19 protein-coding genes are annotated in these 22773 nt (G+C 65.2%); 10 read left to right on the top strand and 9 right to left on the bottom strand.

The genetic code is table 11. From position 1 onward, the window contains the following. Positions 1-14: 14 nt before the first annotated feature. Positions 15-593 (top strand): rhodanese-like domain-containing protein, encoded by a 579-nt coding sequence (locus pbN1_RS00950; RefSeq protein ID WP_244857086.1) that lies wholly within the window; start codon positions 15-17, stop codon positions 591-593. 11 nt (positions 594-604) lie between these two features. Here the strand turns inward: pbN1_RS00950 and pbN1_RS00945 are convergent, their stop codons facing one another. From pbN1_RS00945 to pbN1_RS00915, 7 genes are all read right to left on the bottom strand, one after another. Beyond that, positions 605-1198: an RBBP9/YdeN family alpha/beta hydrolase gene (locus pbN1_RS00945; RefSeq protein ID WP_169202720.1), complete on the bottom strand. Its 594-nt coding sequence runs from the start codon at positions 1196-1198 to the stop codon at positions 605-607. Positions 1199-1242: 44 nt separating this feature from the next. Continuing rightward, positions 1243-2541, bottom strand: a complete 1299-nt coding sequence (locus pbN1_RS00940; RefSeq protein WP_169202721.1) for an MFS transporter — start codon at positions 2539-2541, stop codon at positions 1243-1245. A gap of 139 nt (positions 2542-2680) precedes the next feature. Next, positions 2681-3739 (bottom strand): beta-keto acid cleavage family enzyme, encoded by a 1059-nt coding sequence (locus pbN1_RS00935; protein WP_169202722.1) that lies wholly within the window; start codon positions 3737-3739, stop codon positions 2681-2683. A 54-nt stretch (positions 3740-3793) separates the two neighbouring features. Next, positions 3794-4732, bottom strand: coding sequence for a TauD/TfdA dioxygenase family protein (locus pbN1_RS00930; protein WP_210147623.1), 939 nt, complete (start codon positions 4730-4732; stop codon positions 3794-3796). Positions 4733-4799: 67 nt separating this feature from the next. Further along, entirely contained in the window at positions 4800-5780 is a 981-nt protein-coding gene (locus pbN1_RS00925) for a quinone oxidoreductase family protein (protein WP_169202723.1), read from the bottom strand. Positions 5781-5837: 57 nt separating this feature from the next. After that, positions 5838-6905 (bottom strand): universal stress protein, encoded by a 1068-nt coding sequence (locus tag pbN1_RS00920; protein ID WP_244857084.1) that lies wholly within the window; start codon positions 6903-6905, stop codon positions 5838-5840. After that, complete coding sequence (locus pbN1_RS00915; protein WP_169202724.1) at positions 6895-7374, bottom strand: Rieske (2Fe-2S) protein; 480 nt, start codon at positions 7372-7374, stop codon at positions 6895-6897. Before pbN1_RS00915 ends, pbN1_RS00920 begins: the two co-directional genes overlap by 11 nt. 219 nt (positions 7375-7593) lie before the next feature. Here pbN1_RS00915 and pbN1_RS00910 point away from each other — a divergent pair, with 219 nt between their 5' ends. The 9 genes from pbN1_RS00910 (at position 7594) to pbN1_RS00870 (ending at position 22046) form a co-directional block, all read left to right on the top strand. Beyond that, entirely contained in the window at positions 7594-10299 is a 2706-nt protein-coding gene (locus pbN1_RS00910; protein ID WP_169202725.1) for a winged helix-turn-helix domain-containing protein, read from the top strand. 308 nt (positions 10300-10607) lie between these two features. Next, positions 10608-11849: a multidrug effflux MFS transporter gene (locus pbN1_RS00905; protein WP_169202726.1), complete on the top strand. Its 1242-nt coding sequence runs from the start codon at positions 10608-10610 to the stop codon at positions 11847-11849. Beyond that, a complete protein-coding gene (locus pbN1_RS00900) occupies positions 11846-12529 on the top strand; it encodes a DsbA family oxidoreductase (protein WP_169202727.1) in 684 nt (227 codons plus the stop codon). The genes pbN1_RS00905 and pbN1_RS00900 overlap by 4 nt, the downstream gene beginning before the upstream one ends. Positions 12530-13028: 499 nt before the next feature. After that, positions 13029-14486, top strand: a complete 1458-nt coding sequence (locus tag pbN1_RS00895) for an RES family NAD+ phosphorylase (RefSeq protein ID WP_169202728.1) — start codon at positions 13029-13031, stop codon at positions 14484-14486. Positions 14487-14676: 190 nt separating this feature from the next. After that, on the top strand, positions 14677-14970 hold the full coding sequence (locus pbN1_RS00890; RefSeq protein ID WP_169202729.1) for an XRE family transcriptional regulator: 294 nt from the start codon (positions 14677-14679) through the stop codon (positions 14968-14970). Positions 14971-15033: 63 nt separating this feature from the next. Beyond that, on the top strand, positions 15034-18129 hold the full coding sequence (locus tag pbN1_RS00885) for an HsdM family class I SAM-dependent methyltransferase (protein WP_169202730.1): 3096 nt from the start codon (positions 15034-15036) through the stop codon (positions 18127-18129). A 43-nt stretch (positions 18130-18172) separates the two neighbouring features. Next, the gene (locus pbN1_RS00880; protein ID WP_169202731.1) at positions 18173-18754 is read left to right on the top strand and encodes a hypothetical protein; all 582 of its coding nucleotides are present in this window, start codon (positions 18173-18175) and stop codon (positions 18752-18754) included. Positions 18755-18910: 156 nt separating this feature from the next. After that, positions 18911-20113 carry a phospholipase D-like domain-containing protein gene (locus pbN1_RS00875; protein ID WP_169202732.1) on the top strand — a complete coding sequence of 401 codons (1203 nt, stop codon included), beginning with the start codon at positions 18911-18913 and terminating at the stop codon, positions 20111-20113. Between the two features lie 286 nt (positions 20114-20399). After that, on the top strand, positions 20400-22046 hold the full coding sequence (locus pbN1_RS00870; RefSeq protein ID WP_169202733.1) for a fatty acid--CoA ligase: 1647 nt from the start codon (positions 20400-20402) through the stop codon (positions 22044-22046). A 25-nt stretch (positions 22047-22071) separates the two neighbouring features. Here the strand turns inward: pbN1_RS00870 and pbN1_RS00865 are convergent, their stop codons facing one another. Both pbN1_RS00865 and pbN1_RS00860 read right to left on the bottom strand, forming a co-directional pair. Continuing rightward, the gene (locus pbN1_RS00865; RefSeq protein WP_169202734.1) at positions 22072-22413 is read right to left on the bottom strand and encodes a type II toxin-antitoxin system RelE/ParE family toxin; all 342 of its coding nucleotides are present in this window, start codon (positions 22411-22413) and stop codon (positions 22072-22074) included. Continuing rightward, positions 22413-22688: a type II toxin-antitoxin system Phd/YefM family antitoxin gene (locus tag pbN1_RS00860; protein ID WP_169202735.1), complete on the bottom strand. Its 276-nt coding sequence runs from the start codon at positions 22686-22688 to the stop codon at positions 22413-22415. Before pbN1_RS00860 ends, pbN1_RS00865 begins: the two co-directional genes overlap by 1 nt. Between the last annotated feature and the right edge of the window lie 85 nt (positions 22689-22773).

Genomic DNA, 22773 nt, shown 5'->3' with positions numbered 1-22773 from the left:
TCGCGAAATGGTAAGTGGCTGTCCCCATTTGGCAACGGAAGTGCCCGAACGCATCCGCATCATTTGTCTGTGATTTCGCGGCATGGTCGGACGTGATGCACTTCTCGACGGCGAATTGCCCGGATCAAAGATCCAGGCCCGGCCGTGCGGATTGCCCGATTGGCGATGGGAGAGTAGGAATGGAGCATCTTTTTCCGAAGGAAGCCGCGCAATTCCTGCGCGATCATTCCGACGCGCTGTTCATCGACTGTCGAAGCGAAATGGAATACCGCTTCGCCGGTCACCCTGTCGGTGCGCAGCAAATTTCCTGGAATGACGGGCCGGGTTGGGAAATAAACCCCCGCTTCGTTCCCGAGGTCGAGAAGATCGCGGATGGCAGGCACGACCGCCCGGTGGTGCTGATCTGCCGGGCCGGAGATCGCTCGGTGGAGGCGGGCGGAGCGTTGGAAGACGCGGGCTTTTCGAACGTCGCCACCGTCATGTACGGCTTCGAGGGGGACGTCGGGCCGAGCCTTCGGCGCGGCGAAGTCAACGGCTGGCGCTTCGACGGTTTGCCGTGGGTCGTCACGGCGTGCGGGAAATGCGGCTCGTAGGGCCGGATCCTTCAGAGCACCGACCCGGCCCGGTGATGGTGATGAACGGCCCCGGCGAGGAGTTCGGCGATCAGCTCTTCCGCCCGGGGCCATTCGCCGAAACCCGCAGCCGGATTCAGATGGCCGACCGCGCCGACGTTTTCGAGGCGGCTTCCCCAGTCGCCGGCGAATTCTGTGACGCGCTCGAGCTTGCCCAGGGGATCGTTGGTGCTTGCGGCGACGATGCTCGGGAAGGGCAGCGGCTTGCGCGGAATCGGCAGCCAGCCGTTGTCGCGCAGCGCGTCGGTCGTCGGATAGCCGGGCGGGAACGGGGATTCGAGATCGGCCGGTGCGGCGAGCAGCGCGCCCAGGATCGGGCGGTCGTGCTGCTGCGCCCAATGCACGGTGATCATCACGCCGGCGCTGTGGGCGACGAGGATCACCGGACCGTCGATGTCGGCGAGCGCGCGATCGAGCGCGGCGACGCGTGCGTCGCGGCTCAGCTTGTCGTGCTCGAGCGGCGGCACCGAGCGGGCGTTCGGGAGTTTCTGTTCGAGCAGCGTCTGCCAGTGCTCCGCGACATGGTCGCGCAGGCCGGGAACGATCAGGATGGTCGGGGTCGTCATCGTCGAGTTTCGAAGTGGTTGGGGTTGGACGAGGTCGGGAAAACTCAGCGTTGCAGCGTCCGGATGCGCTTCAGGTCGTCGGCGTAGTGGCGCTTGCCGACGGCGAACGCGGCGACCGCGCCGAGGGCGGCGAGCGGCACCAGCTGCATCGCTCCCATCAGCTCGATGCGGTCGGCAAGGAGGCCGGTGACGAACGGGCCGGGGGCGAGGCCGAGCAGGTTGTTCGCGAGCGTCAGCGTCGCGAACGCGGTCGCATGGATCGACGGGTGCGTGAGGTTCGCGACCATCGCGCCGGCGGGACCCGTCGTGCCCGCGACCATCGCCATGCCGGCGCCGATCAGTACGAGCTGCGCGGTGCCCGGCGGCATCCGGAAGGCGACGAGCAGCAGCGCGGCCGAGGTCAGCGAGTAGGTGATCGCGATCGTCCATTTGCGCTCCGGCGCCGGGCGGCTCAGGCGGTCGGTGACGATGCCGCAGACGACCATGCCGACGGCGCCGACGAGGATGAAGATGGCGGCGCCGACGCCCGCCTTGTCGGTCGGCAGGGCGTAGTAGCGGTTCAAGAAGCTCGGCAGCCAGGCGAGCATCGCGGCCATGATGAAGAGCTGCAGCCCGCTGCCGACGTAGGCCGCGATCACCGACACCGACGAGAAGAGGCCCGAGAAGATCGTCCGCAGGCCGGGCCGGGCGGCCTGTGCGACCGGCATCGTGCCGTCGGGCGCGCGCAGCCGGCGTTCGCGCACGATCAGCGCATAGAGGACGACGAGCGCGAGCCCGAATGCGGCCATCGCGCCGAACGCCCAGCGCCAGCCGAACTGCGCGGCAATGACGCCGCCGAAGGCCATGCCGATGACCGAGCCCACCGGTCCCCCGGCCATGAACGCGCTGCTCAGCGTCGCGCGCAGGTGCGCCGGGAAGATGCTCAGGATCAACGCGATGCCGACGCTGCCGTAGGCGGCTTCGCCGACGCCGACAAAGAAGCGCGCGGCGAACATCTGGTTGTAGTTCGCGGCGATCGCGCAGCCGAGCGTCGCGAGGCTCCACAGCGCGGCCATCAGCGTGACGCTCCTGACTCGTCCCCAGCGGTCGGCGACGACCGACAGCGGGAAGGTCAGCAGGCCGACGAGCAGCGCGACGATGCTCGACAGCGACCCCAGCTGGGTGTCGGTCAGCGCCCATTCGGCCTTCAGCACCGGGAATACGGCGTTGAGGACCTGGCGCGACATGTAGTCGGACAGCAGCAGTCCGAAGGTCAGCGCGAAGACGATCCACGCATAGGTGCGCGGCGCCGTCGGTGCGGCGGTCGGGGCCTCGGGCAGGGACTCTGCGATATAGACGGCCAATGTTGTCTCCTCTCGTGTGTGGCCGGTCGGGCGCCGCGAGCTGCGACGCCGGCCGGCAATCGTTCTTTTTCGAGTTCATCGGGGCGAGGCGCCGTTCGACGCCTCGCCCTGCTTGCAGGGTAGTCCCCCGCGCGGCGGATTACGCGGCGTGCTGCAGGAAGCCGACCTGGCCGGGTTTGCGGTTCGGCGCAAAGCCGTTCTTCGCCAGGGTCTCGTCGGCGCCTTCGTAGAAGGTGCCGATCTTGTAGATCTCGCGCGCTTCCTTGCCGTTCGCGACCTCGCGGCCGAACTCGCGCGAGATGCGCACCAGTTGTTCGATCTGCTCGACCGAACCCATCTTGCGGTCGCGGCGCTGGGTCCAGATGTTGTCCTCGATGCCGCAGCGCACATGCAGGCCCATCGCAATCGCCATCATGTTGAGCGGCAGCACGTTGAGCATCGAGGTTTCCAGCGTCAGCACCGAGCCGTCGGGGCACGCGCGCACGAAGTTCGCCAGGTTGTAGATGTTCGGCGCGTCGAAGCCGCCGCCGATCGCGACCCAGGTCAGGATCAGCGGCACGTTGCAGACGTTACGCCGCATCATGCGTTCCACCGTCTCGAGCTGCGAGATCGTCGCGAGCTGGAAGTGGGTCTGGATGCCCTTTTCGGACAGGCGGCGGATGTGCTCCTCGACCCAGCCCGGGCCGGCCGGAATCGTCATCTCGCGGTAGGCCTGGTACATCGCCGGATCGGCGAGCGAGGTGCCGGCGACGTCGGCCTCGCACATCTGCTCGACGACGTTCATCTGGTTCGAGTTGATCGCGATCGTCACCTGGTCCGGCGTCGGCTGCAATTCGGCGAGCATGTGGCGGGTATCGTCGGATAGCCACTTTGCCGTGTCGCCATCATCCTCGGGGGCGAACGAGATCGAACCGCCGACCTGCAGGATCATGTCGGGTACGCGGGCGCGGATGCCGGCCAGCAGTTCGTTGAACTTCGACAGGCGCTTCGAGCCCTTGCCGTCGAGTTCGCGCACATGCAGGTGCAGCACGGTGGCGCCGGCGTTGTAGCAGTCGACCGCCTTCTGGATCTGCTCCTCCATCGTCACCGGGATGTCTTCCGGGAAGTCGGACGGCATCCATTCGGGGCCGTAGGGGGCGGCGGTGATGACCAGTTTCTGCTGGTTTTCGGGGAACAGCGAGCCGTCGAGGAAATTCATTTGAGGTGCTCCTTGCAGGGATGGGTTGCGATCGGGGAATTCGAGTCGGGTGCTTCAGGCGCCCGCGCCTTCGAGACCGTAGGGCACGTCGCCGATGATGCCGGCGCGTTCCATCTTGCGGTGGCAGGGCGCGTAGTCCATGACGGCGTAGTGCTGGGTGCTGCGGTTGTCCCAGATCGCCATGCTGTTGGGCTTCCAGCGCCAGCGCACCTGGTACTCGGGGACGAAGGCCTGGCGGATCAGATACTGCATCAGCTCGGCCGCGCCCGGCGCGTAGTCCTGGCCGAAGCGCACGTTGGCCGGCGTGTGGAAGTTGGTGAAGTGGGTCGTGAAGGCATTCACGAACAGCACCTTCTCGCCGGTCTCGGGGTGCACGCGCACCACCGGATGCTCGGGGTCGGGGTACTGGGCTTTCAGCGCGAGGCGCTTGTCGATCGGCATCGCCGCGCCGAAGCTCGCCTCGATGCTGTGGCGGGCGCGCAGCTGGGCGATCTTCGCCTTGACGTCCTCGGGCAGCCGCTCGTACGCGAGCACCATGTTTGCCCACATCGTGTCGCCGCCCACCGGCGGGCACTCCACGCAGCGCAGCACGCAGCCCATCGGCGGGGCTTCGCGCCAGGTGGCGTCGGTGTGCCACGCGTTTTCGTAGCGGTCCATCGGCTGGTCGGGCGACTTGTAGATCTGCACCAGGCCGGGGTAGTCCGGATGGCTGCCGGCGACCGGGTGGTCTTCGAGCTTGCCGAAGCGCTCGGCGAAGGCGACATGCTCGCCGCGGGTGATGTCCTGGTCGCGCAGGAACAGCACCTTGTACTGCAGCAGCAAGGCCTTGATCTCGGCAAAGAGCGCGGCGTCGCGCGAGGCGTCGCCGAGGTTCACGTTGATGAGCTCGGCGCCGATGCTCGCGGTGAGCGGCTCGGCCTTCACCGAATCGTGCAACACGCCCGGCCGCACGATGGCCGGCGCTGCAGGTCTTTCATCTGTCGTCTGGTTCATGAAGCTGTCTCCAGTGGGTCCGTGGGTTTTCGTTATCTCTCTGCGGGACGTCTTCTTTTCTTTTCGATCAGACGATGAACACCGACGAGCCGGTCGTCTTGCCGGCTTCGAGGTCGCGATGCGCCTGCACCGCGTCCTGCAGCGCGTAGCGCTGGTTGATTTCGATCCTGATGCGGCCGGCGGCGACGTGATCGAAGAGTTCGCCGGCGAGCACGTCGCGCTCGGCGGGGTCGGCGATGTAGTCGGCGAGCGCCGGGCGCGTGAGATACAGCGAACCCTTCATCGCGAGCTGCTGCGGGTTGAAGGGCTCGACGGGCCCGGACGTGGTGCCGAAGCACACCATCAGGCCGCGGCGCTTCAGCGAGTCGATCGAGCCGGCGAAGGTGGTCTTGCCGACGCTGTCGAAGACGACGGACACGCCGACGCCGTTCGTGATCTCGCGCACTCGCGCGGCGACGTCCTCGCGGCGGTAGAAGATCACGTGGTCGCAGCCATGGGCGCGCGCGACCGCCGCCTTCTCCTCGCTCGACACCGTGCCGATCACCGTCAGGCCCAGCAGCTTCGCCCATTGGCAGACGATCAGCCCGACGCCGCCGGCCGCGGCATGCAGCAGCACGGTGTCGCCCGCCTGCAGCGGCCAGATGCGGCGCACGAGGTAGGCCGAGGTGAGTCCGCGCATCGTCATCGCCGCGGCGGTTTCACACGAGATCGCGTCGGGAAGCTTGATCAGCGGTGTCGCCGGGATGATGCGCGCGGTGCTGTATGCGCCCAGCGTGTTCACGAAGCCCGTGTACGTCACGCGGTCGCCTTCGGCCACGTTCGTGACGCCTTCGCCGACGGCTTCGACGACTCCCGCGGCTTCGACGCCGAGGCCGTTGGGCAGCGGCACCGGATACAGGCCGGAGCGGAAGTAGGTGTCGGCGAAGTTCAGTCCCACCGCCTCATGACGCAGGCGGACCTGGCCGGGGCCGGGCGCGCCGACCTCGACGGTTTCCCAGCGCATGACTTCCGGGCCGCCGGTCTCATGGATACGAATGGCATTGGTCATGGTGTTCTCCTTGGTGCGGCGCGAAGCTCGGGCCGTGGTTTGTTTGAAGTAAAGCTCTTATTCATCCAGTGCGCGCGCCGGCACGACATTGACGATGCGCGAGAACAGACGGCGGAACTCGGCGTCGGTGTCGCCGCCGAAGCGCGGGTCGCAGTTCTCGGAGAAGGCGGCGTTGATCTCGTCCCAGTCGGCCGGCGTCAGGAAGCGCTGCGCGGCGGGCAGGATCACGCCTTCCTCGCGGCCCATGTGCTCCCAGATGAAGAGCGCGTAGCGGCTCACCGCCTCCTTGACCGCGGCGACGTCGGCCCGGCCGGCGAGATGGCGCTCGACGGTCTCGGCAAGCTCGTCGACGAGCTGGTGGTCGCGCGCGTGCTGGCGCTCGAGCTCGTCGAGCTCGGCGTTGCACTGCGAGGTACGCTCGCGCAGCTTGCGGAAGAGGTACTCCTCTTCCTTCGGGTGGTGCAGCGCGACCGGGAACGCCTTGATGTAGTGGACCATCGCGCGCATCAGCCCGTTGCGTGGCACGTCGCGCGGGTCTTCGTCGCTGCCGAGCAGATGCAGCCAGGCGTGCAGCACCGCGGCGAGCGAGCGGTGCTCGTCGCGGATGATGCCGATCGCCTGCGAGGTCGCGGGCGGGTTCGACGTCGCCGCGACCAGCACCGGCATCCCGGCGTTCACGAGCACCTTCAGCGTCTGCGAGCCGAGCATCATGCCGAGGCTGCTGCGCCGCCCGTGCGACGCCATGTAGATCAGGTCGCAGCCGGCCTCGCGCGCCGCGGCGATGATCGCGCGGTAGGGCGAATCGTTGACCGTCGTCATCGACGCGCACGGCACGCCGAGGGCGCGCGCGGCCGACTCGGCCTTCGCGAGCAGCTCGCGCGCCCGCCCTTCGTAGGCGTACAGGAACTCCGCAGGCGACGTCAGGCGCACCACCTCGGCCTCGCCGGAGAGCGGCGCGGCATGGTTCGGCTGTGCGTGGAAGAACGTGATGCGGGCGCCGAGCGAGCGGGCGAATTCGACCGCGTTGCTGACGGTCTCGGTCGAGAGATCCGTGCCGTCGACGGGAACGAGCAGATGGCGATACATGGCTGGCGGCTCCTGGTGGCGAAGCGATTCAGTGCTCATCGGACGACCCTCTTGCAGCTGCGGAGGTGGGCTGGCTTTGCACAGCCAACCCGTTCGGCGGGCGCGAAGCGGTGCTTCGCGAAACCTGCGCCTCGGAGGGCTGGCTTTGCACAGCCAGCCCGTTCGGCGGGCGCGAAGCGGTGCTTCGCGAAACCCCCGCCTCACCCCCGGTTTCGACGAGGACCCTGCCGTCGACGACCCGGACCGGATAGCGGGCGACCGACAGCGTCGGCGCGACGACGAGGGCGCCGGTCGTCACGTCGTATTTCCACCCGTGGGCGGGGCAGGCGACGACGCGGCCGCACAGCTTTCCGCCGGAAAGCGCCGCGCCGGCGTGGCGGCAGGCGTTCTCGAGCGCATGGACGGTGCCGTCGACGTTGAACAGCGCGACGTCACGATCGCCGGCGCGGACCGCCCGCGAGCTGCCGGGGGCGATACTTTCCAGCGCGCAAACATCGACGAACTGCATCCGTTTCTCCTCGCTTAGGGGGTGACACGGAGGCGATGTTAGAGAGGGGGCCCGGCACTCTTCCCCCTCGAAACAGGGGGGGGAGGGTGGGGCGGCGCGGGCCGTGCCTATAATGGCCGGTAGGCCGCGACGGAGGCCGGGCGCGCGCGGGAGCACCGGATGCTGTGGGCCGGCACTCCGCTCGTGCGCCGACGTCGAATCCAACCGATCGGGATGTCCATGAACACTGCAACAGGCGCCGCGGCGCTGCCGGAACTCGTGCTGATGACGACCCCGCCGCGTGCGCCGCGGCATCTGCTGCTGCGTCCGCGGCTCGGTCTCGACGAGGAACGCTTCCGCGACCGCCAGGTGATCGTCGTGCAGGCGCCGCCGGGCTTCGGCAAGACGTCGCTGCTCGCGCAGTGGCGGCGCGAGCTGCTCGCCGGGGGCGCCGCGGTTGCGTGGATCTCGGCCGACGAGCGCACCGACCCGCAGCGCTTCGTGCGGTGCCTCGTCCATGCGGTGCGTGCCGGCTGCGGCCGGCCCGCATTCGGCCGCACGATCGAGGGGGCGGGCGCGTCGATCGGCGAGCTCGAGGGCGTCACCGCGTGGCTCGCCGAGGTCGCGCAGACCTCGCTCGACCTCGTGCTGATGGTCGACGAGGCCGAGCGACTTTCCGGTGGCGCGCTCGGTCTGCTGTGCTACGTGCTGCACAACGCGCCGCCGAACCTGCGCCTCGTCGTCGCGACGCGCAGCGGCCTCGAAGACGAGGTCGCCGACCTCTGCACCTACGGGCACGGCGCCGTCGCGAACGCCGAGCTGCTGCGTTTCCGCCTCGACGAGACGCTCGACGTCGTGCGCAGCCGCTTCGGCACGAAGGTCGACGCCGACACCGCCGCGCGGCTGCACGAGATGGTCGAAGGCTGGCCGCTCGGCGTGCAGGTCGCGCTCGCCGCGCTCGAGCGCGGCGGCGAGCCGCGCGCGGTCGTCGACGCAATGTCGGCGAGCGCCGGCAACCCGCAGGAACAGCTCGTCGGCCGGCTGCTCGCCGACCTCACGCCCGACGACGCCGAGTTCCTGACGCGCATCGCGACGGTCGACTTGCTGCATCCGGAGCTCTGCGCGGCGCTTACCGGCCTCGACGACGCCGCCGAGCGCCTCGCCCGCCTGATCCGCGACACCCCGATCTTCGTCGTCGGCGACGACCGCGAGTGGTGCCGGCTGCATATGCTCGTGCGCGACGCGCTGCGCGCGCGCCTCGCCGCTTTGCCGGCCGCCGAGCAGGCTGACCTGCACCTCGCCGCGATGCGCTGGCTCGAGCAGCGCGGCATGCTCGAAGAGGCGGCGCGCCACGCGCTCGCGGCCGGGCAGCGCGAAGTCGCCTACGGGCTCGCCGAGCAGTGCCTCTACGACGCCGCCATGCAGGGCAATACCGGCGCGGTGCTCGAATGGGTCGAGCTCGTCCCCGAGGCCGAGCTCGACCGCCGGCCCCGGCTGCGACTGACGGCGGCGTGGGTGCTCGCGCTCAGCGAACGCCACCAGGAGGCCGAGCGCCTCGTCGCCCGCATCCTCGAAGATCCGGCGATCGACGACGGGCTGCGCTACGAATGCGCGCTGATCGGCAGCGGCGCCGCCTACTACGCCGACGAGCCGGATCGCTGCGTCGCGCTGTTCGAACCGTGGGCCGACGCGCCGCGGGCGCAGGAACCGCGGCTCGCCCGGATGCATGCGAACCGGCTCGCGGCGCTGGCGATCCTGCGCGGCGACCCGGCGCTCGCGCGCCGCCACCTGCAGCAGCTCGGGCGCGGCGAGGCGGCGCGCGGCCACGCGTATTCGGTGCGATGGAGCGAGTTCATCACCGGGCTCAGCTATCTCTGGGAAGGGCAGATGCGGCTCGCCGAGGACATGCTCCGGCCGGCGCTGGCGAGCGCCGAGGAGTCGCTCGGCCGACGCCATCCGCTCACGTGCATGCTCGCGGCGTTGCGCGCCGCGGCGGCGTACGAACGCGATCAGGTCGATGAGGCCGCGGCCCTGCTCGCGAACCGGCTCGACGTGCTCGAGCGCGGCGGCACGCCTGAAACCGCGCTGCTCAGCTACCGCACCGCGGCCCGCGTCGCCGTCGCGCAGGGCGTCGAGCACCGCGCGCTCGATCTGCTCGAAACGCTCTTCGCGATCGGCGCCGCCCGCGGCATGCCGCGCCTGTGCATCGTCAGCCTCGCCGAGCAGACCCGCATGCACGCCGGCCGATTCCGTCCCGAGACCTGTCGTGCGCTCGCGCAGCGCATCGACGAGATCGTCGCGCGCGAGGAGGTGGGGCGCGGCCCGCTATGGTGCCGCATGGTCGAGCTGCAGCGCGCGATGGCGCACGCGAACGCCGCGATCGCCGCGCAGGACTGGCGCGGCGCAAAGACGGCGCTCGAACGCGCCGCCCCGTTCGCCGGCGCGATGAAGCTCGGCCGCGTCGGCATCGAGATCCTCGCGCTGCGGGCCTACGTCCTCGACCGCAACAGCGAGCACGGCCGCGATCTGCTGCGCGAGGCGATGGACCTAGCACACACCTACGGCCTCGCCCGCGTCTTCGTCGACGCCCACCCCGCGATCGCCGACTGGGCGCGCAGCCTCTCCGTCGACGCCGCCGGCCACCCCGAACCCGGTCGCAGCATCGCCGTCTCGCGCGTCCTGCGCCCGGCCGCTCCTCAGCCCGCGCGCGATGCCACCGCCCCGCGCGCCGTGCCGAGCACCGTGCTCACGCCGAAGGAGCGCGAGGTGCTGGAACTGCTCGCCCGCAACTTCTCGAACAAGGAAGTCGCCCAGGCGATGGGCGTCGGCGAGGAGACCGTCAAATGGCACCTGAAGAACCTGTTCGCGAAGCTGGACGCGGCGAACAGGAAGCATGTGGTGAGGCGGGCGCAGCTGCTCGGGTTGCTGGAGGGTGGTGAGGCGTAGGATGGGTTGAGGCCGCAGGCCGATACCCATCATCGCTGGTTGAGCGGCCATCGGCGATGGTTATCGCCAGTCGCGATGCATCGCCAAGCGATGGGTATCGCTTCGCTCAACCCATCCTACGCGGAATGCAGCATCCGCCGTCTCCCGCATGCTGCATTCCGCCTGGCACTCGTAAGGCGTCGCAGGGGTGGAAGGGGGGGCTCCCCCCTGAGGCGAGGGGGAGTCAAGAGGATGGCTGTGGGACAAGCTCCATCTGCCGGACGCGATGGCGAATCGCTGCCGTGACCCCGGGTTGAGGAATTGCTGTGGTGAGCGCGGAACGGAAAAACATGAACTTGCCATCGCCGGCAGCACTCATCCTGCTGCTGGCCTTCATGACGCTGCTGAATTCCTTTTGCACGGACATGCTCATTCCGGCCCTGCCGGCCATGGGCGCCGATCTCGGCATCAGCAGCTGGCAGACTCAGCAGACCATATCGCTGTTCTTTGTGGCCTGCGCCTTCGCGTCCCTCTGGTACGGCGCCATCGCCGACGCCTGGGGGCGGCGGCTGACCCTTTTCGCCTCGCTATTCCTGCTCGGCCTGGCGGCAGCCGCCTGCGTCTTTGCCACCGGCATCGAACAACTCTGGGGCCTGCGCATCCTCCAGGGACTGGCCGCCGGGGCAGGCCTGGTCCTCAGCCGTTCCATCCTCCATGATCTGCACCAGGGCCCCGACGTCCAGCGCCTTCTCAGCCGGATCACCCTGATCCAGACCGCGAGCCTCCTGGTGACGCCTTCCCTGGGCGCCTGGCTGACCGCCCATTACGGATGGCGCATGGTGTTCGCGGCCTTGGCCGCTATCGTCCTGATCCTTGCCGCCGTCTACTGGCGCTGGCTGCCGGAAACCCTGCCGCGGGACAGGCGCCTGAGCCTGAAGCCGGCGACGCTGGGGCGGGCCTACCTGGCGGTGCTGCGGACTCCGCGCTTTGTCCGCCTGTCCCTGGCCCACGTCGCCAACTGGACCAGCATGGTCCTGTATGTCGTTTCAGCACCGGCCATCGTCGTCGGGCTGCTGGGACGAAACGGGACCGACATCTACCTGGTCTACGGTCCGATCACCCTCGGCCTGACGTCCGGCTTCTGGCTGTTCCCCCGCCTGCTCCGCCGCTGGCAGGCGGGCGGTACGCTGGCGGCGGCCTATCTCATCGTGGGCACCTCCACGGTCCTAAACCTGGCAGCGGCCTGGGTGTGGCCTGCCGGCATCATCCATTTGGCGCCCCTCTTCACCTACTCCTTCGGTCTGGCCGTCGCCCTGCCCATCCTGGTCAGCGGCGCCCTGGAACCCCTGCGCCAGAGCGCCGGCGTGGCCGCCTCGTGCCAGACCTTCCTGCAGTACGCCATGACCGCCGTGGCGGCCGGCCTGCTCGCCCCCCTGTTGTGGGATTCCCTGTTTTCCCTGGCGCTCGGGATCGGGGTCCTGACGCTGGCAGGCGGCCTCGCCGTGCTGCTGGAGCGACGGGCAAAACGCCGGTCGATTCCTGAATCCATGCCCTGTTCGGAAACATCATGAGCCCTGTCCTCACCGTCGAAATCCATTTCGACCTGATCTGTCCCTGGTGCCTGATCGGCAAGCGCCACCTGGACACCGCCCTGGCGGCCTTGCACCGCCTGCGGCCGGATATCCAGACCGAAATCATCTGGCGGTCCCATCAACTGCTGCCTGACACGCCGCCCGAGGGTCTGCCCTATCAGGCTTTCTACCTGCGCCGCCTGGGCAGCCCGGCTTCGGTAGCTGCGCGTCGGGCCCAGGTGCAGGAAGCCGCCCGCCCGGCGGAGATCGCCTTCGCTTTCGACCGCATCCAGGTAATGCCGAACACCCGTTCGGCCCATAGGCTGATCGCCCTCGCGTCCCGCCACGGCAATGAAGAACAGACAGCGATCCTGATCGACCGCCTGTTCAGCGCCTACTTCATGGATGGCGAGAACATCGGTGACCCGGGGGTTCTGCTGCGGATCGGTGCCGACTGCGGAGTGGATACGACGGCGCTGGCGACCGCCATGTCCGTGCCGGATGGCTGTGAGCGAGACCGGGAGCACGAGGCGGCAGATCCCCGCGAGGTGCCGGGTGTTCCATTCTTTATCTTCAACGGTCGCTTCCCCGTGTCCGGCGCCCGTCCGCCGGGTGCTCTGCTGGAAGTGATGCAGCAGGCGGCCCTGGTTGTGCCGCCGGCGGAATCTGCCATTTCCTGATTCCTGTTAGGGCCTGGCGCCTATCCGTCAGCGGCCAGCGTCGCTGGCGTTGGGGACAGGGGGCACTTGGGTGTTGCAGTTTCATTGCGGCGGGCGGTGGGTCTTGGTTTCGCGCACTTTGACTTTGCGCCGCGGTGCCTGGGATGTTCGGACTTCCCGATGATGCCAATTTACCCTTGCACGCGTTCAGAAGGCGGGTGGCGCAATCGGCGGCTGCTCGGCCAGAGCAGCCGGACAGCGCATGCCGACAGTCGGTCAGCAATCCAGCCAATAGCGGCCGCACGGCGCTCAGCGCCGTCGAACGGCAGGTCCTCGGTTCACTAAACTCGTGGCGTTGAACCACTGAAAATGGAAAATCAATCGCGGATTGCGGATGCGCTCATTTCGCTAAAAAATTTGCGGATTGGTCGGCTAGTCTGCTGAACTGCCAAACGCCTCTCTCGCTCAATGTGCCCTAACCGGTATGCTTACATGCGGAGGAGAAGGAGGTACAACACTCATGCTTCAATCTGACGACAGCGACGAACTTAAAGCCAAACGTATCTGCTACGGGTGCGTCGGCGAATCTTACCTCTCCCAAGAGATCCACCGGACTGGCGACGAAGCCGAGTGTTCCTATTGCGAGGAGACGGCTCAGTGCTGGACGGTCGAGAACCTCGCCGACCGGATCGAGACTGCGTTCGAGCACCACTTCGTCCGCACCTCCGACCAGCCGACAGCATGGCAACAGAGTCTGCTCTCTGACCGGGAGTCTGACTACGAGTGGGAGCGTGACGGCTATCCAGTCCTTGATGCGATAGAAGGTGCAGCCGACATTTCGCGCCAGGCGGCGAAGGACGTGCTGGCGATCCTCGACGACAAGCACGGTGACTTCGATTCAGCCGCCATGGGAGAGGAGACCGAGTTCTCCCCCGACTCATACTACGAGGAGACGGGGCCGAACTCTCAGGTCTGGCACGAGGAGTGGCGCTGCTTCGAGGAGTCATTGAAGAAAGAAGCCCGCTTCTTCAGCCGTACCGCCGCAGCGCATCTTGCCTCGGTATTCGGTGACATCGACAAGCTGAGGACGAGGGACGGTCGCCCGCTCGTCGTCGATGCAGGACCGCAGTTCGCGCTCAATCATCTCTACCGCGCGCGCGTGTTCCAAGCGGACGAGAAGCTCGAAGAAGCACTGTGTCGCCCGGACCTCCATCTCGGCTCGCCTCCGGCACGGCTCGCCAGTGCAGGCCGGATGAACGCGCGCGGCATCTCTGTATTCTACGGCGCGACGGATGCGGGCGTGGCAATAGCCGAGGTGCGTCCTCCCGTGGGCAGCAAGGCCGCCGTCGCCCGGTTCGTCATCATCCGTCCGCTGCGCTTGCTGGACCTTACCGCGCTGGAGAAGGTGCATGACCGGGGAAGCATCTTCGATCCATCCCTGAAGAACCGACTCGAGCGCGCTGCTTTCCTGCAATCCCTTGGTCTGCGGATCACACGGCCAGTCATGCCCGATGATGAAGCGTTCGACTATCTGGCGACGCAGGCCATCGCTGACTTCCTGGCAACGGAAAACGAGCCGCGCCTCGACGGGATCATCTTCCAATCGGCGCAATCGAAAGAGGGCCGCAACGTTGTCCTCTTCCATAAGGCGGCGCGGATTGAAGCGATGGAGTTCCCGAAAGGGACCGAGTTCAAGGCGCACAGAGGGTATGGGACCGAAGACGGATGGGAGACCGACTACTCGGTAAGCGAGCTGGTGCCGCCGCCAGCTTCACCACCCCCGAAACAGGACGACGACGTGTTCGGATTTCTGTCGCATCATGAATCCCCTCCTCGTTGGAGTGACGACTTCAGGGAGGCGATGCTGCGGGTTGATCCTACGTCCGTCGAGGTCCATCACGTTGACTGGGTCCAGGTGCAGCGCACATCCTACAAGGTGGATCGACGCCGCTCCGAGAAGCACGATTGGAGCTTTTGAGGCCGCTCACCGGCGGTTGCCGAGGTCTCCCGCGTCCGCAGGTGCCGATGATCCCCACCAGCCTGAAGCGGTCGCACGAGCGGGACTGCTGAGTGCCCGCTCGTGGCCGGCAGTACGCGGCCGGCATTTTCTGGTTGAGCCTCATGTTTTTATGTATTAAAGTCTCATTAAATAATGACTCGATCGTGCCGTGACCTACGACGATTTTCTTGGTGAGCTAAACAGTGCGGGTCTCAGTGTCAAGCGCTTTGCTGATCTTGTTGGCATGCAGCCCAACTCGGTTTCCAACTATAAGAAGCGGGGCGAAGTCCCCATCCATCTCGCATTGATCGCCAGTCTTCTTGCTGAAATGTCCGCTCGCCATATCGATTACAAACCTGTCATGGTGCGAGTACAGCCCGTCAAGAAGCGGCCGCGCGGCGGCGCAATCGCCGGACGGTTCGCAGGAGACAAGCAGACCACGCTGGGGTTCACCAATGACTGAGCACCAGGGCGCTGGGGTGTCGGTCAGCGTCACGGCTCCGATGCAACCACGGCGGTTCCGCTCATGAGCGCGGTCATCGATTCCCGCTGGTCGAAGGCTCTGGCGCTCGATCGACGCCGCCCCCCCGAGTTCTATGCGGCCGGCAGCAAGGTCACCGCTGGCGCGCATGCCGAGGCGATCCGCTTTGCACTCGATGAGTTGGGCCTTTCGGCTGTCAGCTGCATCAATGGCGTTCCCACGATCGGCTTTCTGAACGATCCCCTCGTTTCCATAGAGCGCATCGACGAGCTTCATCGGATTCTGTGGAACCAGGGCTTGATGAGCATGCTGCTCGTCATTCGCAGTGACGAACTGACGGCGTACTCGCTGGTACAGCGCCCGTTGCACCGCGACAAGAGCCGGGACAAAGACCTGCGCATAGTCAAGACGCTCTCCCTTCTCGACGATGCCTTGGCACTGCGCGAATTGCTCGACTCGGCGGAGTCTGGCCGATTCTGGTATGAGAACGATGACTATTTTAATCCGGACAATCGGGTTGATAGCGTTCTTCTGGCCAACCTGTTGACGGCGTTTCGCAGCCTCAAGGACGATTTGGGCACAGACGCCGCCCAGGCGCTGCTGATGCAAACCATGTTCGTCGCCTACTTGGAGGACCGCCAGATCATCGGTGAAGCGGTATTTCGTGCTGCTTCGCAGGACCGCTATGCCACCTTGCTTGAGTTGCTCAGGGCCGGAAATCCTGAGCCCTTTGAAGTGCTGTTCACATGGTTGCACGGCGCTTTCAACGGAAATCTTTTCAAGGCCCCTTGCGCATTCGAGACCGAAGAAGATGCTCCACCGAAGCTCAAGCCTGAGCACCTATGCGTGCTTGCACGGTTCCGCCATGGTCACGAGAATATGGCCGACCGCCAGCTTCGGTTCTGGGGCTACGACTTCCGATACATGTCGATCGGACTCATCAGCGCGGTGTACGACAGATTCCTGAAGGAAGAGGCGGAAAAGAAGAGCGCTGACGGGGCCTTCTACACCCCGATGTTCTTGGCCGATATCGTCGTCAACCAACTGTGGGACGAGCTAACCAACGAACAGAAGGCCAATGGCGTCTACTGCGATCCGGCCTGCGGATCTGGCATCTTCCTGGTGCGGTTGTTTCAGCGCCTAGTCGCACATCATTGCCACATCAAGAAGATGCGGCATGCGACGTGGACCGACTTGAAGGCCATTGCGAACCGCCTCCATGGGGGAGACATCAACTCTTCCGCAGTGCGGGTCGCGGCGTTTTCGCTGTACATCGCACTCCTTGAGCAATCGAGCCCTTCGGACTTGCCCAAGCTCATCGAGGCCGGCAAGTTGCTGCCGCCTCTGTATGGGAAGACGCTGCGTCCCCGGTCGGACTTCTTCAGCGTCAACGATGCGCACCAGTTTGACGTGATCATCGGCAATCCGCCTTGGAATGGCCGTACCGGACAGCTGACGACGGCGCAACGCTGGACCACTTCCAAGGGCTACCTCGCGCCCGCCAAAGACATTGCATGGGCATTCGTGTGGAAAGCCCTTGAAGAGGTCAAGCCAACCGGTCTGGTGGCATTTTTGCTGCCTGCCATGGGGATATTGCACAACACCGAGAGCCAAGCCGCGCGCCGGATGTTGCTGCATAGGTCCAGAATCCGCCGAATTATCAACATGTCCGATCTATGCTTCCAGCTATTCGATGGAGCGCAGCGCCCAACCGCCTTCGTGTTGTATGGCCCTCAGAAGCAGGAACAAGCTCCCTACCGCTTCGAGTATTGGGTCCCCAAGGCTGACCTCAACCTGCGACTCAAGCGGGTGGTGACGCTGTCGCGCGCCGATCGTTTGACGTTTCGCTCCGATCTGGTCGCTGAGGATCCCACCGCGTTCAAGCGTCGCCTGTGGACGCGGGCGCCCGAAGAGCGACTGCTGCAATACCTTCGTACGATCCCGCCCATGGGCTCGTTCATACAGGAGTTCAAGGCCGTCAAGCGCTCCAAGGTTGAGTTCAACCGGGACAAGCACTGGGTGATCGGGCAGGGCTTCAAGCCCGCGCAGGAGAGCCGCCTGGACGATGCTGAATACCAGACGACCACCGCTGAGATCGTGACCCAGCTGCCTTATCTGGATGCCAGTGAGTTCCAGGCAGTCGCCCTGCCACGTATAGAGACCAATCCCTGGCACACGTCCGTCGTGCACCGGGCAGGGTTCGACGCCGGATTCTTCGGTCCTCACATCTTGATCCCGCAAGGGGTGGAGCGCGCCGTAGGCCGGGTGCGGGCAGCATTCAGCGAACAGGATGTCGTGTTTCAGCATTCGCTTCAGTCGATAGCCGTGCCGCTTAGTCAGGAACGCAAAGCCAAGGTGCTGACGGCAGTGCTGAACAGCAGCTTGGCGGCCTGGTTCTATTTCCATGACACGGCGAATCTGGGAACCGATCGAGCCAAGGTCCATCAAGGCGAACTGCTGAAGCTGCCGTTCGACGACCCTGAGAACATGCCGGATCCTGCGAAGGCGCTGAATGCGGAAAGAGGGTTGGTGGAGCTGATCGATGGGGAGCTGGCGAACGCGAAGAAATTGCTTACCTCGCAACAAGATGTGCTAAGTGTCATCGACCGTCTGGTGTTCGAGTATTACGGGCTCGACGACAGCGACGTGGCCATCGTCGAAGACACGATTCACTCTGTCATTCCGGCTATGCAGCCCCGACGCAACGCCGGCCTACAGTCCATTTGGGCGCAGGCCAGCTCGCATCAGCGGGCGGCCTACGCCGACATGCTGTGCAATGCGCTCTCGCCGCACTTTCGCGTGCCCGTCAAAGCCTCGTTGGCAGCGCACTCCACAGATGTGGCGGTGTTGAAACTAACGATCGGCGATGAGATTGCGCCGTACACCGAGGACTCGTCTGGCGAGTTCAACGACTTCCTCGGGTCGATCGCCGCAAAGCTTCCCATCGCTTTGCCTGGCAACGTGCAATTGATACCTGATCTGCGTCTCGTCGTTGACCGTGACATGTACCTCGTGAAGCCAACGGCGTTGCGGCACTGGCTTCGATCCACAGCATTGGCCGACGCGGAGCAGATCGCCGCGGAGTTCGTAGCGGCCGCGGCTCGCCATGGGCAAGGGGGGGCGGTCCATGCTGGCGGGTAGCCCTGATGCTTGGCTTGCTCATTTCCGAGATCTTGGGGAGCAAATGTCCGAAGCGATTGAAGCTGCCTGGCCGATCTGCATTGGACCTTTGCAGGCCAAGAAGGGCGCGATGACGCATGAGGACCACATTACCGAGCATCTCGTGACGGCCCTGAGACGAACGAAGAAGGTGCCGGGTCGGATCACATACCAGTATGTACTTCTGGTCGAAGACGTCAGCGGCAACGTGTCCCTGTCGAGCAGCATCGACTTTGTGCTCACGGTAGGTGACGATGAAGACGTCTATCTGGCCTATGAATGCAAGCGGCTGAACGTGCCATACGCAGCTCGCGTGCGTACCCTTTGTGTCCCGTATGTCAAAGACGGCCTGATGCGCTTCGTGACTGGCCAGTATTCCAAAGACCTTCCGATGGCGGCGATGATCGGTTACGTCATGAACGGGGACAACGGCAGGGCGCGTAGTGGTCTGCGCAAAGTCATGAAGGCACGCACAGCGACCCTTGGACTGACCGCCGAGCAGGACCGCCCATCGCTACCGGGGATGCCCACTCGCTTTAGTTCCACGCACACATGCAGACCCGGCCATAGCATGAAGGTGGAGCACCATCTTTTGCCTTGGCCATGACAGGTGAAGGGAAAGCTGGAGGAGACATCGAACCGTCGGAAGTCTTGCGGCTGTAAAGAGCTGGTTGCCGGACATACACGGGGAGCTCTAACCAAACGTCGGCTCCTCCGATCTGCCTTCTCGACAAGTTGTAGACACTCAGGCAGCGGCTCTCACGTGACCATCCTGCGGCAAAAGCGGGTACAGCTCACTCCACCTTGCGGGATGATGACGAAGAAGGACGATATGAAAAACCCGTTTGGTCCGCGTAAGCGCAATCATGTCGCGAAGTGCCCTCGCTGTGGAACGCCACATCAGTACGTCGATGTGACGAACCCCATGGCGAATGATCCTGGTTACTGGGTGGTGAAGTGCTCGGGCTGCGCGGAGCCCTTCTGCGTCGCGAATCTGCATGACGTCTACGACTCCTTCACAGACGTCACCATCCTGTCGCGAGAGGAAGGAAGCATTGAACTGGCTCAAGCACCAGTGGCTCACGAGGTTGCTGTCTACAACCTTGAGCTGAACGTGCTCCGGCTGCAATATGATTATGCAGCATGCTCGCTGTATGAATGCTCTTGCGCTAAACCGCTGGATCAACTGGCTCGACAGCAGTTGGTAGAAGAGTTCGAGGAGGTCAATAAGCAGTACCGGTACCGAGTCCACTACGCGCTTAAGGGCAGGTTCTACGCCGAGTACGTGGTAGCGAAAGTGCACTTTGCCTGCGAATGCGGAGCGAAGCATGTGGCGACGTACTACACGCGGTTCGTCGTCGACGATGACCAACCGCCGTTAAAGATCGACGACTACATCCTTGCCGATGTGTCTGGCGCTCAACTGTCAGACACCCTGGACGGCATCCGCTCCAAGGACGACGCAATGGACCTGCTCGCCAAGCTCGTCATGCGGTGGAACCTTATAGCGGACCAGGTCTTGGTGGCCTCGCCCTTCATCGGCCACCAGTACCTCTCGCCGGAGGACCAGATGGGCATCTGGGAATGGCTGCTCAGCATGCTCGATTCGCGGATAGCTATATTCGTGACGCGAGCGACCACCTGGAAGGCGTACCGCCGCTCCATGCAAGTAGCAGGGTTGCCAGTTGACGTGCTGGAGCAGTTCGGCCTGGAGAACAAGGTAGTCTCGGCGGGCCAGTCGAAACAGGATTTCCATGCAAAGTTCTATGCTGGCCTGTCGGACAGTTGGTGCGAGGTGTACAGTGGTTCCGCAAACTTGGTGCGAGGGCCGTCGATGGAGAACACCTCGTTCCGGAGTATGACGCGGGAGGCTTTTGACCGTCGCTACGTTGCAAAAATGGCGTTTAAGGCGCCGCTGCCGCAACCAGAATTCAAGGCAGCGAAGCGATCGCTGGTCATTTATTAAAGCGAGACAGCGGGTTAGCGGCACGGAATCAACGACTGCTTCTGGCTGCATACCAACCGATGGTGCGGGCAGAAGCCACCGGCCGCAATGGCCGATATGCCGCCAACCATCACCCATCGCCGTACGAACCACATGCTCCACTCCCCCCTCGAAACAGGGGGGAATTTCCGCGCTACCGCTGGGTAGTCTCCCTCCGTCGGTGCGTCCCCGTGACCGGTTGTCGCATTCGACGACCCGGATTCGCTCCCCGCACCCGTTGCCCGAACAACCAAGACGGAGACTCGCCATGCCAGACAACACCATCATCCCCACCCCCTCGGCCTACGCCTACCCCCTGCTCGTCAAGCAGCTGCTCCTCAATTCCGTCAGCCTGCACGGCGACCAGCAGATCACCTACCGCGGCGAGCTGCGCTTCACCTACCGCGACTTCCGCGACCGCATCGGCAAGCTCGCTTCCGCGCTCGCGTCGCTCGGCGTGCGGCACGGCACGACCGTCGCGGTGATGGACTGGGACAGCCATCGCTATCTCGAGAGCTACTTCGCGGTCCCGATGATGGGGGCGACGATGTTCACGGTGAACGTTCGCCTGTCACCGCAGCAGATCGCCTACACGCTGAACGACGCCGAGGCCGAGGTGGTGCTGGTGCATGCGGACTTCGTGCCGCTGCTGGAGCAGTTGAAGCCCGAGCTGAAGTCGGTGCGCCGTATCGTCGTGATGGCGGACGGGCAGGCGGTGCCGGCGTCGACGCTGTCGTTCGACGGCGAGTACGAGGCACTGGTCGGCGACGCGTCGGCGGATTTCGAGTTCCGCGACTTCGACGAGAACACGAAGGCGGCGACGTTCTACACGACGGGCACGACCGGCGACCCGAAGGGGGTGTTCTATAGCCATCGCCAGATCGTGCTGCACGCGCTCTCCACGGCGATGACGCTGTCGGCGCAGCCGGAGGGGCAGCGGCTGCACCGTGACGACGTCTATATGCCGATCACGCCGATGTTCCACGTGCTCGCGTGGGGCATCCCGTACATCGCGGTGCTGCTCGGGCTGAAGACGGTGCTCCCCGGGCGCTACGTGCCGGACATGCTGCTGAAGCTGAAGCGCGAGGAGAAGGTGACGTTCTCGCACTGCGTGCCGACGATCCTGCAGATGCTGCTGCAGGCGCCGTCGGGGGCGGCACAGGATCTGTCCGGCTGGAAGGTGATCATCGGTGGCTCGGCGCTGTCGCCGGTGCTGTGCCGGGCGGCAGTGGAGCGGGGCATCGACGTGTTCGCCGGCTACGGGATGTCGGAGACCGGGCCGGTCGTCGCGCTCGCGCAGCTTTCCGCGGCTGACGCGTCGGCGGATCTCGACGAGCAGGTGCGGCTGCGCTGCATGACCGGCCGGCCGGTGCCGATGGTCGATTTCCGCGTCGTCGATGCCGACATGAACGACGTGCCGCGCGACGGCAAGAGCCAGGGCGAGATCGTGCTGCGCGCACCGTTCCTGACGCAGGGCTACTTCAAGAAGCCGGAGGCGTCCGAGGAGCTGTGGGCGGGCGGCTACCTGCACACGCAGGATGTCGCGATCGTGCGGCCTGACGGCTTCGTGCAGATCGTCGATCGCATCAAGGACGTCATCAAGACCGGCGGCGAGTGGGTGTCGTCGATCGAGGTCGAGAGCCTGATCGCGGAGGTGCCGGGCGTGCAGGAATCCGCCGTCGTCGGCGTGCGCGACGAGAAGTGGGGCGAGCGGCCGAAGGCGTTCGTCGTCTGCAAACCGGGCGCGAGCGTCGAGGTCGAGGCGATCCGCAGCCGGCTGATGCAGCACGTCGAGTCGAATCGCATCAGCAAGTATGCGGTGCCGGAGGCGAGCCACGTCGTGTTCGTCGACGAGATCCCGAAGACCAGCGTCGGCAAGATCAACAAGAAGGTGCTGCGCGAGCGCTCGGCCTGAATCGGCGAGCAGGGCGCAAAGGTATCTACGCGCCGAGCAGCCTTCGCGCGAGCAGCGATTGCATGTCGCGGCGGCCGTCGGCGACCAGGTAAATGACGACGCGCGTTTCGATCACGCGATAAATCACCCGATAGGGCTTGAAGAAGACCTGTCGATATTCCCTGATGCCCAGCGCATTCAATTCTTTCGGGTAGCTGCCGCGCTCGGGGAAGCTCGAAAGACTCTCGACAACCTCCATCAGGCGGTCCAGGACGTAGTTCGCGTTCTCGAGGCAATCGAAGTCGGCGATGTAGTCGTAGATGGATTCGAGGTCGCTCTCGGCCCCTTCGGTGAGCAGGACCTCGTAGGCGGCGCCGGCAGGGCACATTACCCGGCGGTTCTCTGGGCCCGCAGGCGAGCCACCACGTCGGCGACCGGTTTTACTTTGCCGGCCATTACCTCCTGATTGCCGAGCGCCAGAATCTTCAGCAGTGCGAGGGTTTCCTGGGTTTCCTCGAATGAGGCGACGTCCTGCAGGACCGCCTTGGCTTCGCCGTTCTGCGTGATGATCAAGGGCTCGCGTTGCTCGGCGAGCAATGCGAGGACCTCGGCGGCGTTGGCCTTCAGATAGCTGATCGGCTTGACTTGCGACGAGTAGCGCATGGGGACATCCTTCGAAGCGGAAAACACGACCGAATGTAGTCCTTAAAAGGTCTTGCGGCAACCCGCGGGTGGGATCGCCGTGTCA

Source organism: Aromatoleum bremense, assembly GCF_017894365.1.
Lineage (GTDB): Bacteria > Pseudomonadota > Gammaproteobacteria > Burkholderiales > Rhodocyclaceae > Aromatoleum > Aromatoleum bremense.
Note: the sequence above shows the minus strand (reverse complement) of the source record. Positions and strands in the feature narration are given on the sequence as shown.

Bases quoted from the DNA above. Each gene is read 5' to 3' on its own strand.
- pbN1_RS00945 (WP_169202720.1), bottom strand. From the start codon at position 1,198: ATGACGACCCCGACCATCCTGATCGTTCCCGGCCTGCGCGACCATGTC.
- pbN1_RS00935 (WP_169202722.1), bottom strand. From the start codon at position 3,739: ATGAATTTCCTCGACGGCTCGCTGTTCCCCGAAAACCAGCAGAAACTG.
- pbN1_RS00930 (WP_210147623.1), bottom strand. From the start codon at position 4,732: ATGAACCAGACGACAGATGAAAGACCTGCAGCGCCGGCCATCGTGCGG.
- pbN1_RS00925 (WP_169202723.1), bottom strand. From the start codon at position 5,780: ATGACCAATGCCATTCGTATCCATGAGACCGGCGGCCCGGAAGTCATG.
- pbN1_RS00920 (WP_244857084.1), bottom strand. From the start codon at position 6,905: ATGAGCACTGAATCGCTTCGCCACCAGGAGCCGCCAGCCATGTATCGC.
- pbN1_RS00915 (WP_169202724.1), bottom strand. From the start codon at position 7,374: ATGCAGTTCGTCGATGTTTGCGCGCTGGAAAGTATCGCCCCCGGCAGC.
- pbN1_RS00910 (WP_169202725.1), top strand. From the start codon at position 7,594: ATGAACACTGCAACAGGCGCCGCGGCGCTGCCGGAACTCGTGCTGATG.
- pbN1_RS00900 (WP_169202727.1), top strand. From the start codon at position 11,846: ATGAGCCCTGTCCTCACCGTCGAAATCCATTTCGACCTGATCTGTCCC.
- pbN1_RS00895 (WP_169202728.1), top strand. From the start codon at position 13,029: ATGCTTCAATCTGACGACAGCGACGAACTTAAAGCCAAACGTATCTGC.
- pbN1_RS00885 (WP_169202730.1), top strand. From the start codon at position 15,034: ATGAGCGCGGTCATCGATTCCCGCTGGTCGAAGGCTCTGGCGCTCGAT.
- pbN1_RS00880 (WP_169202731.1), top strand. From the start codon at position 18,173: ATGTCCGAAGCGATTGAAGCTGCCTGGCCGATCTGCATTGGACCTTTG.
- pbN1_RS00870 (WP_169202733.1), top strand. From the start codon at position 20,400: ATGCCAGACAACACCATCATCCCCACCCCCTCGGCCTACGCCTACCCC.
- pbN1_RS00865 (WP_169202734.1), bottom strand. From the start codon at position 22,413: ATGTGCCCTGCCGGCGCCGCCTACGAGGTCCTGCTCACCGAAGGGGCC.
- pbN1_RS00860 (WP_169202735.1), bottom strand. From the start codon at position 22,688: ATGCGCTACTCGTCGCAAGTCAAGCCGATCAGCTATCTGAAGGCCAAC.